Consider the following 14,308-nt stretch of genomic DNA (forward strand, 5'->3'; position numbering starts at 1 on the left):
TCGAATCAACCCATCGGGTACATGATTTCGCGGCTGATCTTGTAGATCCGTTTCATCATCTCGTCGCTGAGCACCAGATCGGCAGCGGCAAAAATCTCGGGAAGTTGATCAGTGTGGGTTACGCCGACAATGGTGGAAGCAACAAAATCATGCTGCTTTGACCAGGCGGTGGCCAGCGTCACCGGCGCAACGCCCAGTTCGTCGGCCATCGCCATGAAACGCTTGGTCGATTCCTCGGACTTGGGATTGACGAAGCGCTCCGCCATTTTCGCCTGACGTCCACCCATTTTCAGATAGGCCGAGAAACGCGCGCCTTCCGGCAGCGCTCCGTCATTATATTTGCCCGACAGGGCCCCGCCGGCGAGCGGCGAATAAGGGATCAGGCTGACCCCCTCCTGACGGCAGACCTGCGCCAGTTCATCCTCGAACCGGCGATTGTTCATGCTGAAATTATTCTGGATCGTGCAATAGCGGGTAACACCCAGCCGCTCGGACGCTTCCAGCGATTTCATCAGGCCCCAGCTGGTTTCATTGGAGCAGCCGATGGCGCGAATCTTGCCCTTGCGGATTTCCTCGTCGAGCACTTCCATCGTCTCGTCATAGGCAGTGCCATGATCGGGCCAGTGGGTCTGGTAGAGATCGATATAGTCGGTCTGGAGCCGTTTGAGACTGTCGTCGAGCGCCTTGACGATGTTGTGGCGATCGAGGGCAGTCATACCCGCGCGTTGCGAAGATTCTATCCAGCCATGGCTGGGACCGGAGACTTTCGTCGCGATAATCAGGCTGTCGCGATCCTTGCCCTTCATCCAGCGGCCGACAATATTCTCGGTCTCCCCTGCCCATTCCCGTTTGGGCGGCACCGGATAATTTTCCGCTGTGTCGAAAAAGTTGATCCCCGCCTCGACAGATTCGTCCATGATCCGGTGCGACATGGCTTCATCGGCAGCGCTGCCAAAAGTCATCGTCCCCATGCAGATTTCGGATACATATATCGGGCTTCGGCCCAGACGGCGTTTTTTCATGAAAATCTCTCCGGCAAATCTGACGTTGGCTTAACTGTACGGTTAAGTAGCATAACCGCCATGGGTTGCGAAACGCAATCCAATTTCGCTGATAACTAGCCAGCCTGCCCGAGAACCAGACAGGCGAGAAACATCAGCAGACCAGCAAAGCGATTGGAACGGAATTTGGCAAGCGCATCATCTCCATCACCGCTTTTCAGGGTCGCAACCTGCCAAAGGAGATGCAGTCCGACGGGGACAAGCGCCACGAGACCGAGCCATTGGGGGCGCAGCATCCAGAATGCGGCGGCCCAACTGACCAGTGCAATGATGTAAAAGGTGACCACACCGAAACGGACATTCTCGCCCAGTCGCAGCGCGCTGGAGCGAATCCCGACCAGAGCATCATCCTCGCGGTCTTGCAGCGCGTAGATCGTGTCATAGCCGATCACCCAGAAAATCGAACCGAGATAGAGCAAAACCATAGCCCAGTGGAATTGTGGGTTTATCGCCAGCCAGCCGACCAGCGCGCCCCAGCTGAATACCATCCCGAGCCAAGCCTGTGGCCACCAGGTGATCCGTTTCATGAACGGATAGGCGGCGACCAGGGCGAGACTGCCGAGCGCCACCAGTTTGGCCGTGCCGTTGATCTGCAGCCAGACCATCAACCCGATCAGGCACAATATCGCAAGCCACGCCCAAGCAGCTTTCAGCGATGTTGTTCCGCTTGCCAGCGGCCGCGAACGGGTTCGCTCCACTTGCTGGTCGAGATCACGGTCGACGATATCGTTATAGACACAGCCCGCACCGCGCATCGCGATCGATCCGACCAGCAGCCAGAGAAGCAAGTCCCAGCGCTCGATCGCGCCGCCGGCAAGCGCCACGCCCCAGGCGCAGGGCCAGAACAATAGCCACCAGCCGATCGGGCGGTCAAAACGGGCGAGCAGGGCAAAGGGCCGCGCTGCGGTGGGCAACAGGCCGATGATGCCCTTATGTTCGGAATCGGGGACGATCTGTTCGGTCATGTTATAACTCTATCCGTTCGGGCTGAGCCTGTCGAAGCCCATTTTCCGATAACCGCAAAACGCCCTTCGACAAGCTCAGGACGAACGGTTATATCCACGATATGCCAGCCACACCCGCCTATCCCCCGCACAGCGCCCCGCGCCTCTATGTCGATGTTGGGCTTTCTGACGGCGCTGAAATCCGGCTCGACGGCAGCCATGCCCATTATCTGCTGAAAGTGTTGCGGATCAAGCAAGGCGATCCGCTAAAATTATTCGACAACCGCACCGGCGAGTATCTTGCCCATGTGTCAGCGGTGGGCAAACGCGATCTGATCCTGATGATCGATGGCAAGACCCGGGAACGCGAAGCGGTTCCCGATCTCTGGCTGTGCACCGCGCCGATCAAAAAGGACCGTTTCAACTGGATCGCGGAGAAAGCGACCGAACTCGGCGTCGACAGGATCATTCCGGTACAGACCGAACGCACCCAGAGTCATAATATCAGGACGGAGAAGCTGCACGCCCATATGATCGAGGCAGCGGAACAATGCGAACGCACCGCTCTGCCCTCGCTGGATCCGCTGGTAAAATTGACCGACATGCTCGAACAATGGCCTTCCGAACGCCATCTCTTCTTCGCCGACGAGCGTATCCACCAGAGCGGTGAAGGCAGCTTCCGCAAGGCGCTGGTCGCCCATGACGGCCCGGCGGCGATCCTGATCGGGCCCGAAGGCGGTTTTTCCGACACCGAAAATGAAATGATCCGCGCCCTTCCCCAGTCGGTCCCGGTTTCGCTCGGTCCGCGCATATTGCGCGCCGATACAGCCGCGCTGGCCGCTGTCAGCCTGTGGATGGCGGGCCGCGGCGACTGGAACCCCGGATAATCGCTGAACAGCCCAAATGGCGTATTTGTGCGAATTGTAAAATCTCTTTATCCCGAAAGCGTTACCGGGGTTTTTACCATTTATTCAGTCTATTTTCCTAGAACCGGTCAATGAATTTCGGGGTATCAACATGTGATCATGAGAACGCCACCAGTCGTCTGTGGGTGGCGAAGACTGGCCTGTTTCTGCTGTCTGTCTTGATGCTCTTGACGCTTTCATCGGAAACAAGAGCCCAAACAACGACAACCTACACCAATACCACGACCGCCGCGATTAATGGGTCAACCTCCTGTACCGCTCCGCTCGTCCGCAACTTCACGGTTGGCACGAGCTATATGGTGTCGGATGTCGATCTGGGCTTCATCGCAAGCCACACCTGGCGCGGCGATATCAGCCTGACCCTGCAGTCACCTGCCGGCACCAGAGTCCAGGTGGTTACGGGAGACACTAGCAGTGGCGGAAGCGCAGACAATCTCAACGTCCGCCTGAACGATGGCGGCACCGAAGTCGTCAACGCGACGAACAGCAATCACAATACCAATAACCCGCCTTATACCAATAATTTCATCCCCAACGCCCCGCTCAACGCATTCAACGGAGAAAATTCGTTGGGCACATGGCGGCTTGAAATTTGCGATGGATTTTCAGGATCTGATAACGGCACATTCCGCCGCGCCGATTTGTTCCTGACCAGTGCGCCCGCGAATTATGCGGATCTGTCGCTGACCAAAACCTTTGGTGCGACGTCGGCCAATACCGGTCGATATACGCTGTCGGTGACCAACGCCGCCGCCTCGACATTGTCGGCCACGGGTGTGACCGTGAGTGACACGTTGCCGAGTGGTGTCACGCTGACCGGCACTGCTGGTACTGGTACATATAGTGGTGGTATCTGGACTTTGGGAACGGCCATTGCACCGGGGCAAACGCTGTCGATTGATCTCGACGTCAACATCACGGCAACATCGGGGACAATCACCAATATCGCACAAATTCGCTCGTCTTCCGCAGTGGATATTGATTCAACCCCCAATAACGGCGTGACCAGCGAAGATGACTATGCCAGCGTTAGCTTCACCGCGGGCGGGCGCATAGCCGGCTATGTGCCCTCTCTCACGTCAATATGCCCCATTTCCAACCAGTTGAATTTCAGCTGGGCCGCACCGACGACATGGTCACCATCAGGCTCGCTCAATCATAGCTATAGCGTCACCGGACTGGGCAATGTCACTTTCAGCGTCACACCACCAACCAGCGGTTTCACCACCAACACACCGGAAATAAACACGGCCAACACAGGCGGCGGACCATCGGGTACACGGGCGTTGTATTTTTACATGAGCAACGGCGATGAGACGCAATCCGGCCTCGTGACCCTCACCTTGCCGACAGCCGTCCCAGGTCTTCAGTTCAAGATATTTGATATCGACTATGCGGCCAACCAGTTCACCGATAAGGTAACCGTCACCGGCACCTATAACGGCGCAACCGTTTTTCCGACATTGTCAAACAACACGGCCAACTACGTAAGCGGTAATAGTGTTATCGGGGATGGCGCATCGGGCGCAACCGATCCGTTCGGGAATGTCGTGGTGACCTTTACGTCTCCGGTCGACTCGGTCACCGTGGAATATGGCAATCATATGCCAACCACACCGACTGCGTCGGGCAATCAGGCCATGTCGATTCACGATTTCACATTCTGTCGACCATCTACAACCATGAGTGTTACCAAGATCAGTTCGATCATCAGCGACCCGGTCAACGGCACCACAAATCCGAAACGCATTCCCGGTGCGATTGTCCAATATTGTATCCTGATCAGCAACAGCGGGGCAGCCCAGGCGGATGCCGTTGTTGCAACCGATAGTCTTAGCGGGCCTTTCACCTACACGCCGGGAACGATGAGGAGCGGCAGCAATTGTGGAGCAGCCGCTACCGTGGAAGATGACAATCCAACCGGGGCCGATGAAAGCGACCCCTATGGAGCATCATTTGCCGGTTCAACAATCACCGCCAGTGCCGCGACATTGGCACCGGCGAGCAGCTTTGCGCTTACCTTTCGGGTAACCGTAGACTAGCCGCCGCGCTTCAACCGCACCAATATTTCATCCAGTGCAGACAGAAAGCGCGAGCGATCCGTTTTGCTGAAGGGAGCCGGACCACCGATATTTTCTGTCCCCATTCCGGCACGCAGGTCAGCCATGATCGCGCGCGTCGCCACCGCCGCTCCGATAGAGTCGGCGGTAAAGGGCTTGCCGTTAGATGCAAGCACCGCCGCGCCGGCCTTCACGCAGCGATCAGCGAGCAAAATATCAGAGGTCACCACCACCGTCCGTGCGCTGGTTCGCTCCGCAATATAATCATCGGCTGCATCAAAGGCATCGCTCACGACGACCCGACTGATCAGCGGGTGGATCGGCACCCGAAACGGGCTGTTGCTGACAATCACCACCGCCACGCCGTGGCGATCCGCGACCCGATAAATTTCATCCTTCACCGGGCAGGCATCCGCATCAACCAATATCTGAATGGCGCTGGTCATCGAAAAGATCAGTCAGCTTTGGGTCTGCCGGGTTTTCCACCGTCAAACGAACGCCTTCCGCGATGCGGCTTCTTGCCGCCCCCACCGGATTTATCTTTCGAGCCGGATTTGCGATCACCCTTGTGGTCGGATTTTTTCTTGAACCCGCCACCAAAGTCACGCTTTGCTCCGCCGCCATCGGAACCGCCTTCGCCTTCCGGCTTGCGCTTCTGATAAGGTTTGCCACCACTACCCGGTTTATCGCCAAATTTGTTCTTGCCGAACTTCTTGCCGCCAAATTTCTTGCTGGCATTGCTGTAATCACGCTTGCCGCCACCATTGTCACCACGCCCGCCTTTGCGATTGCGCTTGGCTGCATCACGCGGCTTTCCCTCAAACTGGGTGATCACAATATCGTCGGTATCATCCCCTCCGAATTCTCTTTTTTCGGCAATGGCAGCGGTAAATTTGTCCACCACTCGCCGCGGGATTTCGAACAAGGTGTCGTCGCCGTTGATCCGGATCGCACCGATTTCATTCTTGGTGATATGACCCCGGCGGCACAAAACCGGCAACAGCCAGCGGGCATCTGCGCGCTGGTTATGGCCAACATTCATCTTGAACCAGACGGTATCTTCAAAACCGGGACGCGGGCCGCCCTTGGCTGGTTGGGACTGGGCGCCCCGATCAAGCATTTGTTCAGGCGCAGGCATTTTCGCGCGGTGCGATTGCACCAGCATCGCGGCGATTTCTTCCGGCGTTTTTTCTGCCATCAGACGTTTCGCCAATTCCATGTCGTCGTCATCGATTTCGACAGGCTGCAACAATGTTTCGATCAGCCGTTCAGCATCATTCTTGCGAATATCGGCACGGGTCGGTGCATCCTTCCATTCAGCGTTGATTTTGGCGCCGCGCAGCATGGATTCGACCCGCTTGCGCCGCTGGTAGGGTACGATGATAACCGCCGTACCCTTTTTACCGGCACGGCCCGTACGGCCGGACCGATGCTGCAATGTCTCTGCATCGCGCGGCATGTCGACATGCACGACGAGGCTCAACGTCGGCAGATCGAGGCCGCGGGCAGCAACGTCGGTTGCCACACAGACGCGTGCACGCTTGCTGCGCAGGGCCTGCATCGCCTGGTTGCGCTCGCTCTGCGTATGCTCGCCCGAAAGCGCCACCGCACTGAAGCCGCGATCGACAAGACTCGCGTGCAAACGGCGCACCGCCTCACGCGTGGCGCAAAACAGCATCGCCGATTCCGCTTCATGAAAACGCAGCAGATTGACCACCGCATTTTCGGTGTCGGCTGGAGCAACCGTGATTGCCTGATAGGCAATATCGCCATGACCGCGATCTTCGCCGACGGTGGAAATACGCAGCGCGTCATTCTGATAACGTTTGGCGAGCGATACAATCGGCTTTGGCATGGTTGCCGAGAACAGCAAAGTTCTCCGCTCCTCGCCGGTAGCATCCAGAATTTCCTCGAGATCTTCGCGAAAGCCCATGTCGAGCATTTCGTCCGCTTCATCGAGCACCACTGCGCGCAATTTCGACAGGTCAAGCGCGCCCCGCTCCAGATGGTCGCGCAACCGGCCGGGCGTGCCGACAATGACATGCGCGCCGCGCCGCAGGGTCCGGCGCTCTTTCGAAGCATCCATGCCGCCGACACAGGTCGCGATCTGCGCCCCGGCAGGCTGATAGAGCCAGGTCAGTTCGCGGCTTACCTGAAGTGCCAACTCCCGGGTTGGCGCGATCACCAGCGCCAGCGGCTCGACCAGAAACGGAAAACGCCCGTTGTCGTCGAGCAATTGCGGCGCCATCGCCAGACCGAAGGCAACAGTCTTGCCGGAGCCGGTCTGTGCGGACACAATTAGGTCGCGGCCATCCGCTTCCGGTTCAAGCACGGCGGCCTGTACCGGAGTGGGCTTGTCATATTCGTGCGCCGCAAGCGCCTCGGCGAGAAGCGGGGATAATTTCGAGAAAGGCATAATATTTATATTCCGTGGCAAATGTGAAAGCCGCGCGGAACTGCCAGTCGCCTGCGGTTTATGAAGAATATGTTGTTATTTGACGGACTGCGCTGGGGATCATATTGCCTTGCCGGCAGCATGGCCACTCGCCCAAGCCCATTGAAAATTATAGCCACCGAGCCAGCCGGTAACATCAACAGCTTCGCCAATAGCATAAAAACCGGGCACTTGCCTAGCTTCCATATTTTTCGATGATAGTTCGCCGGTGCTGATCCCGCCAGCCGTCACTTCTGCCTTGGCAAAACCTTCTGTACCGTTGGGCCTGAATCGCCAATGGGAGAGACGCCTTGCCGCCTCATCCAGTTTCTTGTCGGTCAGGTTGCCCAATTCCCCTTCAAGCGCGATTCGCTCGATCAGCGTTTCGGCCAGGCGCGTGGGCAAATGGGCATTGATCGCCTTTTTTAGCGATAGCCGCGGCAATTGCCTCTTCGCCTGAGTCAGCCAGTCACCCGGCAAATCGGGCATAAAATCAATTTCGACCGATTCGCCATGCTGCCAATAGGACGAAATTTGCAGAATCGCCGGCCCCGACAAGCCCCTGTGCGTAAACAGGGCAGCTTCCCGAAAGGCCGTTTTCCCACACCGTGCAATAACCGGTGCCGAGACGCCGGACAGCTCCCGAAACAGGGCTTCTTCCCCGCCCAGAGTCAGTGGCACAAGGGCTGGTCGCGGCTCAACAATTTTCAAACCGAATTGCCGCGCCAGATCATAGGCGAATCCGGTCGCCCCCATTTTCGGGATCGATGGCCCGCCTGTGGCAACCACAAGAGACCGCGCAAAAGCGGTCTCCCCGCCATATTCGACGCGATAACGACCATCACTGTGGCCGATATCGGTTATCGTCTTGCCCAGTGAAAGGCTGACCGTGTCGGCCGGGCACTCGTCCATCAGCATCGCGACAATCTGCCTGGCGGAACCGTCACAGAAGAGCTGCCCCAGCGTCTTTTCGTGCCATTCAATGCCGTAGCGATCAACCAGTGCGATAAAATCGGCGGCGGTATAGCGACTCAGCGCCGATTTCGCGAAATGCCTGTTCTGCGACAGATAGCGATCGGGCGCAGTACCGATATTGGTGAAATTACAGCGCCCGCCACCGGAAATCAGGATTTTCTTGCCCGGCTCGTCAGCGTGATCGATCAGGAGAATCTTCCGCCCACGCTGGCCGGCAACGGCAGCACACATCAGACCCGCTCCGCCAGCTCCAAGGATTATCGCGTCATAATGGGTGGGTGGTTTGCGCATGGATAAGAGCTAGCTCACAAATATGCCGGAAAACAGATTGCGAGTGCCGCCCGCTACGGGCCCTTCGCTTACGCTCGGGAATTTTTCGGTCGCCCGTCCCCCGGACGGGCTTTGTGTCCGAAAAATTGGTGGAGCCTAGCGGGATCGAACCGCTGACCTCTTCGCTGCCAGCGAAGCGCTCTCCCAGCTGAGCTAAGGCCCCATATGAAGAGCGCCTTTAATCCAAGCGCTCTTCAAAAAGCAAATCAAAAATCAGGTATCGTCGGGTTCGTCGTCACCTTTGCCCTTGCTGACACCCAGATCGTCGTCACCGCCCAGATCAACTTCATTGTCTGGCGATGGATCGTCATCGTCAATGTTGACGTCCAAATCATCATCATCCACCGTATCTTCTTCCTTCTTCGCATCCTTCTTCGGCGCGGCTTCGAAAGGCATCGGTTGTTTGGATTTCAGGACGGCTTCGGGTACAAAGCTTTCCCCGCATTCAATACAGGTCGCCGGGTCTTCTTTGCCCAGATCGTAAAAGCGCGTTCCACATTTTGGGCATGTGCGTTTTGTGCCCCATTCCGGTTTAACCATGGCTGGTGTCCAAATCCTGTCTAAATCAATTCGTTGATAGGTAAGTCCGCTATGCAGCGATTCAAGTTTTATCTAAATCAGCCGCGAAATCCGGCGCGCCTTGCCATAGCTTTGCTGCGCTGTCAAAAGCCGTTTGATATTCCTGCACGAATCATTCGTGCGTTCCGCTAACAAAGCTCTGACATGACCAGCAATACACCACAGCCAGTAACGTTCAAACCGTCTGGCCCGCTCACCGGTAAAATTTCCGTTCCCGGAGACAAATCCATATCACACCGCGCGTTGATATTATCGGCGCTCGCCGTTGGCAAGAGCCGGATTACCGGACTGCTCGAAGGCGAAGACGTCCTCGCGACTGCCGACGCATTGCGGGCGATGGGGGCAAGAATCGAAAAGGCCGGTGACGTCTGGACCGTATATGGTGTCGGCGTCGGCGGCCTGATGCAGCCGGACAATGCGATCGAGATGGGCAACAGCGGCACGTCGACGCGCTTGCTGATGGGTCTGGTCGCGTCACACGGGATCACCGCCACATTCATCGGCGATGCGAGTCTGACGAAACGGCCGATGGGCCGGGTGATCGATCCGCTCTCGGAAATGGGCGCCGACATTCAGGCACGCGAGACTTCGGACCATAAATCCTGCCTGCCGCTGACGGTGAGAGGCGTGTGCCCTGCATTGCCCATCGAATATCGATTGCCGGTCGCTTCGGCGCAGGTCAAATCGGCAATCCTGCTCGCCGGCCTCAATACGCCCGGCATTACACGTATCATCGAGCCGGTACTGACCCGCGACCATAGCGAAACCATGCTCAAGGGCTTCGGAGCGGAAATCAGCGTCGAAACAGACGCGGAAGGCAGCCGGGTCATCTCGCTGACCGGCGAAGCGGAACTGCAACCGCAAAAGATCAAGGTGCCGGGCGATCCGTCATCCGCCGCTTTTCTGGTGGTTGCAGCACTGATCGTACCCGGATCCGACATCATCATCGAAAATGTCGGCATCAATCCCACCCGTTCGGGACTGTTCGAAGTCTTGCAGAATATGGGCGGGGACATCAGTTTCAAGAAAAAGCGGACGGTCGGTGGCGAACCGGTTGCGGACATATATGTCAAACATAGCGCGCTCACCGGCATCGATGTGCCGGCCAATATCGCGCCCAGTATGATCGACGAGTTCCCCATCCTGTTTGTAGCAGCGGCCATCGCCAGCGGGCAAACAACAACCGGCGGCCTGCATGAATTGCGAGTCAAGGAATCCGACCGGCTGGCACAAATGGCAAAAGGCCTCACACTGCTCGGCGTCCAACTGACTGAACAGGAAGATGGCCTGACAATCGAGGGCAGCGGCGGAAAACCGTTACCCGGCGGCAAACCCAAACCGGTGATCGAGACCGCCCTCGACCATCGTATCGCCATGAGTTTCGCGATCGCAGGTCTCGTGACAAAATCCGGCCTTGCGGTCGATGATATCCGGCCGGTGCAAACCAGCTTCCCCGGGTTTCAGAATCTTGTGGCGAGTCTGGCATCCTGATGATTGACGGATTTTCGGCAAATGTCATCGGCATATTGGGCAGCATTCTGATCGTCTGCGCCTATGCCTATAATGTCTATGCCAAAGAGGTGAACGCATTCCTGTATAACGGCTCCAACCTGGCAGGCGCTCTTTTGCTTACCATCTCTCTGATGGTGCATTTCAATCTGGCGTCATTTCTGCTTGAAATCGTCTGGATTACCATCGCCATTGGCGGCCTTTGGAAGGCCTATCGGAACCATACGAGGCAAAAATCATGATTATCGCCGTTGATGGCCCTACTGCTTCTGGCAAAGGTACGATATCCAAACAATTGGCCAAGCATTTCGCGCTGCCCTTTCTCGACACCGGCCTGCTCTATCGTGCGGTCGGCTGGACGCTCAGGGAACGTGGCGGAGACGCGGACAATCCCGCCGATGCGCTTGCGGCCTGCCAGTTCGACAACGCCTTGCTCGACAACCCGGCCCTGCGCAGCGAAGTCGTAGGCGGTCTGGCCAGCCGTGTCTCGGTTCACCCCGAGGTCAGAATAGCACTCGACAAACGCCAAAAGGATTTTGCTCACCAACCCGGCGGTGCGGTGCTTGATGGCCGGGATATCGGAACGGTCATAGCTCCGGATGCCGATGTAAAACTGTTCGTAACGGCCTCATCCAACGCACGCGCGGTGCGCCGGTTCGAGGAAATGAAGCGCCGCGGCGAGCCCGCCAGTTTCGATGACATTCTGGCTGACATTTTGCGGCGTGACGAACGCGACCAAAATCGCGCCACGGCACCGCTCAAGGCCGCCGAAGATGCAGACTTGCTAGATACGACCGATTTGACTATAGACGCCGCCATTCAGCAGGCGATTGCCTTGGTGAATGCGAAGACAAGCGGCCGGCGCGACAAAGATCCGGCATAGCAGACAAATGGTGCGCAAGACGGGTTGGTAGGTAACCGGCTCGGTTTTGGCGCAGCTTTTGGCATTTCTGCCTGCCCTCGCATACATCAAATATTTGGCAGTTATCTGGGGATGCGGCGATCACATGAGGTGGTCGTGGCAATTTTGGTCCAAGACCGGCGGAACCAACCGCCTGGCCAGAAAAATTGACTATCAAGGATTGAACCATATGGCCTCAACGGCATTTCCAACCCGCGACGATTTCGCGGCAATGTTAAACGAATCACTCGGTGGCGAAGATCAGGGCTTTGAAGGCCGCGTCGTCAAAGGCACCGTAACCGGCATCGAAAATGACATGGCTGTCATCGATGTAGGATTGAAATCAGAAGGCCGTGTAGCGCTGCGCGAATTCGCCGCTCCCGGTCAGAAAGCCGACATTTCCATTGGTGATGAAGTCGAAGTCTATGTCGACCGCATCGAAAATGTGAACGGTGAAGCCATGCTGTCTCGCGATCGCGCACGCCGCGAAGCAAGCTGGGACAAGCTTGAAAAAGAATATGACGACGGCAATCGCGTTGAAGGCGTTATCTTCGGTCGCGTCAAAGGCGGCTTCACGGTCGACCTCGACGGTGCCGTAGCCTTCCTGCCCGGCAGCCAGGTCGATGTCCGCCCCGTGCGCGACGTGACTCCGCTGATGGACATCACCCAGCCTTTCCAGATCCTCAAGATGGATCGCAAGCGTGGCAACATCGTTGTTTCGCGTCGCGCCATCCTCGAAGAAACCCGCGCCGAACAGCGTAGCGGTCTTATCGAGTCGCTGGCTGAAGGTCAGGTTACCGAAGGCGTCGTCAAGAATATCACCGATTATGGTGCGTTCGTTGATCTCGGCGGTATCGACGGTCTGCTCCATGTCACCGATCTTTCCTACAAGCGGGTCAATCACCCGAACGAGATGATCAACATCGGCGACACGCTGAAAGTCCAGATCATCAAGATCAACAAGGACACGCAGCGTATCTCGCTTGGCATGAAGCAGCTCGAGAGCGATCCTTGGGACAGCGCGACCGAGAAATATGCGGTTGGCACGAAGCTTACCGGTTCGGTCACGAATATCACCGAATATGGCGCGTTCGTCGAACTGGAACCAGGCATCGAAGGCCTTGTCCACGTTTCGGAAATGAGCTGGACCAAGAAAAACGTCCATCCGGGCAAGATCGTTTCCACCTCGCAGGAAGTGGAAGTCATCGTTCTCGAGGTCGATACCGAGAAACGTCGTATTTCGCTTGGCCTCAAACAGGCTCAGTCCAACCCATGGACCGACTTTGCGGACACGCACCCGGTCGGCAGCACGGTTGAAGGCGAAGTCAAGAACGCAACCGAATTCGGTCTGTTCATCGGCCTTGAAGGTGACGTGGACGGCATGGTTCACATGTCTGACATCGCATGGGGCATTTCCGGCGAAGATGCGCTCAACCTCCACCATAAGGGTGAGCAGGTCAAAGCCATCGTTCTCGATATCGATGTCGAGAAGGAACGTATTTCGCTCGGCATGAAGCAGCTTGAAAAAGGTGCACCTGCCATGGGTGGTGCTGATACCGGCGGCCTCAAAAAGGGTTCGGTTGCAACCGTTACCGTTCTCGAAGTCCGCGATGGCGGCCTCGAAGTCCAGATGGGCGACGATGGCGCAACCGGCTTCATCAAGCGCAGCGATCTGGGCCGCGACCGCGACGAACAGCGTCCGGACCGTTTCCAGGTTGGTCAGAAGCTCGATGCCATGATCACCGGTTTCGACCGTTCGAAGAAACCGAACTTCTCGATCAAGGCGCATCAGCTGGCAGAAGAGAAGCAGGCTGTGGAACAATTCGGTTCAACCGATTCCGGTGCGAGCCTCGGCGACATCCTCGGCGAAGCGCTGAAAAAGAAAGAAGAATAGTTTCTTCAACCACAAGACGAAATGACAAGAAAGCCCTCCCCTTGATCGGGGCGGGCTTTTTCATTGCCAGCTCCCATTTTGGGGCAAATCTTGCGGCGCTCCCAAAGCCATTGAAAACGGACATGATTTCTGGCATCTATGGGGTGTAAATGACATCAGACTTCAAGGCTCTTAGAGTCTTTGCTGCATGAATTTTCGGGATTTCCCGGGAATCGGAAAGGTGCACCGATGATACGTTCTGAACTATTGGAAAAACTTGCCGAAGAGAATCCGGAATTGAAACCGGATGAAATCGAAAAAATCGTCGACCTGTTTTTCAATCAGATCAGCCAGAAACTGGCTGACGGTGGTCGCGTAGAACTGCGCGGTTTTGGCGCTTTCTCAACACGCCAGCGGAAACCACGCACGGGCCGTAATCCGCGCACTGGTGAATCAGTGGAAGTTCCGGCCAAGAGAGTGCCTTATTTCAAGCCTGGCAAAGAAATCCGCGAGCGGCTGAACAAAGGCTAATCCTCAAAATTTTCTGACATTATTCGTGTATGCACTTGACCGCGGACGCGCAATAATGCTTGTCGACAATATCCGACGGAAGTCGGGCCTACCGGTGCGGACGTGGCGAAATGGTAGACGCAGCAGACTTAAAATCTGCTATCCGAAATGGGTGTGCGGGTTCGAGTCCCGCCGTCCGCACCATT

13 protein-coding genes and 2 tRNA genes are annotated in these 14,308 nt (G+C 56.8%); 8 read left to right on the plus strand and 7 right to left on the minus strand.

The features are described from left to right. Window positions 1-5: 5 nt before the first annotated feature. Both ACN0VD_RS05610 and ubiA read right to left on the minus strand, forming a co-directional pair. On the minus strand, window positions 6-1,022 hold the full coding sequence (locus tag ACN0VD_RS05610) for an aldo/keto reductase (protein WP_417592492.1): 1,017 nt from the start codon (window positions 1,020-1,022) through the stop codon (window positions 6-8). Window positions 1,023-1,117: 95 nt separating this feature from the next. Next, the gene (ubiA, locus tag ACN0VD_RS05615) at window positions 1,118-2,026 is read right to left on the minus strand and encodes a 4-hydroxybenzoate octaprenyltransferase (protein ID WP_417592494.1); all 909 of its coding nucleotides are present in this window, start codon (window positions 2,024-2,026) and stop codon (window positions 1,118-1,120) included. 101 nt (window positions 2,027-2,127) lie between these two features. Between ubiA and ACN0VD_RS05620 the strand changes: the two genes are divergently transcribed. After that, the gene (locus tag ACN0VD_RS05620) at window positions 2,128-2,892 is read left to right on the plus strand and encodes a 16S rRNA (uracil(1498)-N(3))-methyltransferase (protein ID WP_417592496.1); all 765 of its coding nucleotides are present in this window, start codon (window positions 2,128-2,130) and stop codon (window positions 2,890-2,892) included. A gap of 110 nt (window positions 2,893-3,002) precedes the next feature. Then, window positions 3,003-4,973 (plus strand): proprotein convertase P-domain-containing protein, encoded by a 1,971-nt coding sequence (locus tag ACN0VD_RS05625; protein ID WP_417592498.1) that lies wholly within the window; start codon window positions 3,003-3,005, stop codon window positions 4,971-4,973. Here ACN0VD_RS05625 and ACN0VD_RS05630 read toward each other — a convergent pair. The 5 genes from ACN0VD_RS05630 to ACN0VD_RS05650 form a co-directional block, all read right to left on the minus strand. Next, window positions 4,970-5,425: a YaiI/YqxD family protein gene (locus tag ACN0VD_RS05630; RefSeq protein ID WP_417592742.1), complete on the minus strand. Its 456-nt coding sequence runs from the start codon at window positions 5,423-5,425 to the stop codon at window positions 4,970-4,972. The two genes, ACN0VD_RS05625 and ACN0VD_RS05630, sit on opposite strands and share 4 nt — an antisense overlap. 20 nt (window positions 5,426-5,445) lie before the next feature. Next, window positions 5,446-7,407 (minus strand): DEAD/DEAH box helicase, encoded by a 1,962-nt coding sequence (locus tag ACN0VD_RS05635; RefSeq protein WP_417592500.1) that lies wholly within the window; start codon window positions 7,405-7,407, stop codon window positions 5,446-5,448. A 99-nt stretch (window positions 7,408-7,506) separates the two neighbouring features. Further along, window positions 7,507-8,691, minus strand: a complete 1,185-nt coding sequence (locus ACN0VD_RS05640) for an NAD(P)/FAD-dependent oxidoreductase (protein ID WP_417592502.1) — start codon at window positions 8,689-8,691, stop codon at window positions 7,507-7,509. Window positions 8,692-8,817: 126 nt separating this feature from the next. Next, window positions 8,818-8,893, minus strand: a tRNA-Ala gene (locus ACN0VD_RS05645). A 50-nt stretch (window positions 8,894-8,943) separates the two neighbouring features. Beyond that, the gene (locus ACN0VD_RS05650) at window positions 8,944-9,270 is read right to left on the minus strand and encodes a TIGR02300 family protein (protein ID WP_417592504.1); all 327 of its coding nucleotides are present in this window, start codon (window positions 9,268-9,270) and stop codon (window positions 8,944-8,946) included. A 183-nt stretch (window positions 9,271-9,453) separates the two neighbouring features. Between ACN0VD_RS05650 and aroA the strand changes: the two genes are divergently transcribed. The 6 genes from aroA (at window position 9,454) to ACN0VD_RS05680 (ending at window position 14,306) form a co-directional block, all read left to right on the plus strand. Next, window positions 9,454-10,800, plus strand: a complete 1,347-nt coding sequence (gene aroA, locus ACN0VD_RS05655) for a 3-phosphoshikimate 1-carboxyvinyltransferase (protein WP_417592506.1) — start codon at window positions 9,454-9,456, stop codon at window positions 10,798-10,800. Beyond that, on the plus strand, window positions 10,800-11,060 hold the full coding sequence (locus ACN0VD_RS05660; RefSeq protein WP_417592508.1) for a CBU_0592 family membrane protein: 261 nt from the start codon (window positions 10,800-10,802) through the stop codon (window positions 11,058-11,060). The genes aroA and ACN0VD_RS05660 overlap by 1 nt, the downstream gene beginning before the upstream one ends. Then, window positions 11,057-11,701, plus strand: a complete 645-nt coding sequence (gene cmk / locus ACN0VD_RS05665) for a (d)CMP kinase (protein WP_417592510.1) — start codon at window positions 11,057-11,059, stop codon at window positions 11,699-11,701. Before ACN0VD_RS05660 ends, cmk begins: the two co-directional genes overlap by 4 nt. A gap of 208 nt (window positions 11,702-11,909) precedes the next feature. Further along, entirely contained in the window at window positions 11,910-13,613 is a 1,704-nt protein-coding gene (gene rpsA / locus ACN0VD_RS05670; RefSeq protein ID WP_417592512.1) for a 30S ribosomal protein S1, read from the plus strand. 228 nt (window positions 13,614-13,841) lie between these two features. Then, on the plus strand, window positions 13,842-14,123 hold the full coding sequence (locus tag ACN0VD_RS05675) for an integration host factor subunit beta (protein WP_417592514.1): 282 nt from the start codon (window positions 13,842-13,844) through the stop codon (window positions 14,121-14,123). 96 nt (window positions 14,124-14,219) lie between these two features. After that, window positions 14,220-14,306: transfer RNA gene (locus ACN0VD_RS05680), tRNA-Leu, on the plus strand. Window positions 14,307-14,308 lie beyond the last annotated feature (2 nt).

Source organism: Parasphingorhabdus sp. (genome assembly GCF_048267785.1).
Taxonomy (GTDB): Bacteria; Pseudomonadota; Alphaproteobacteria; order Sphingomonadales; family Sphingomonadaceae; genus Parasphingorhabdus.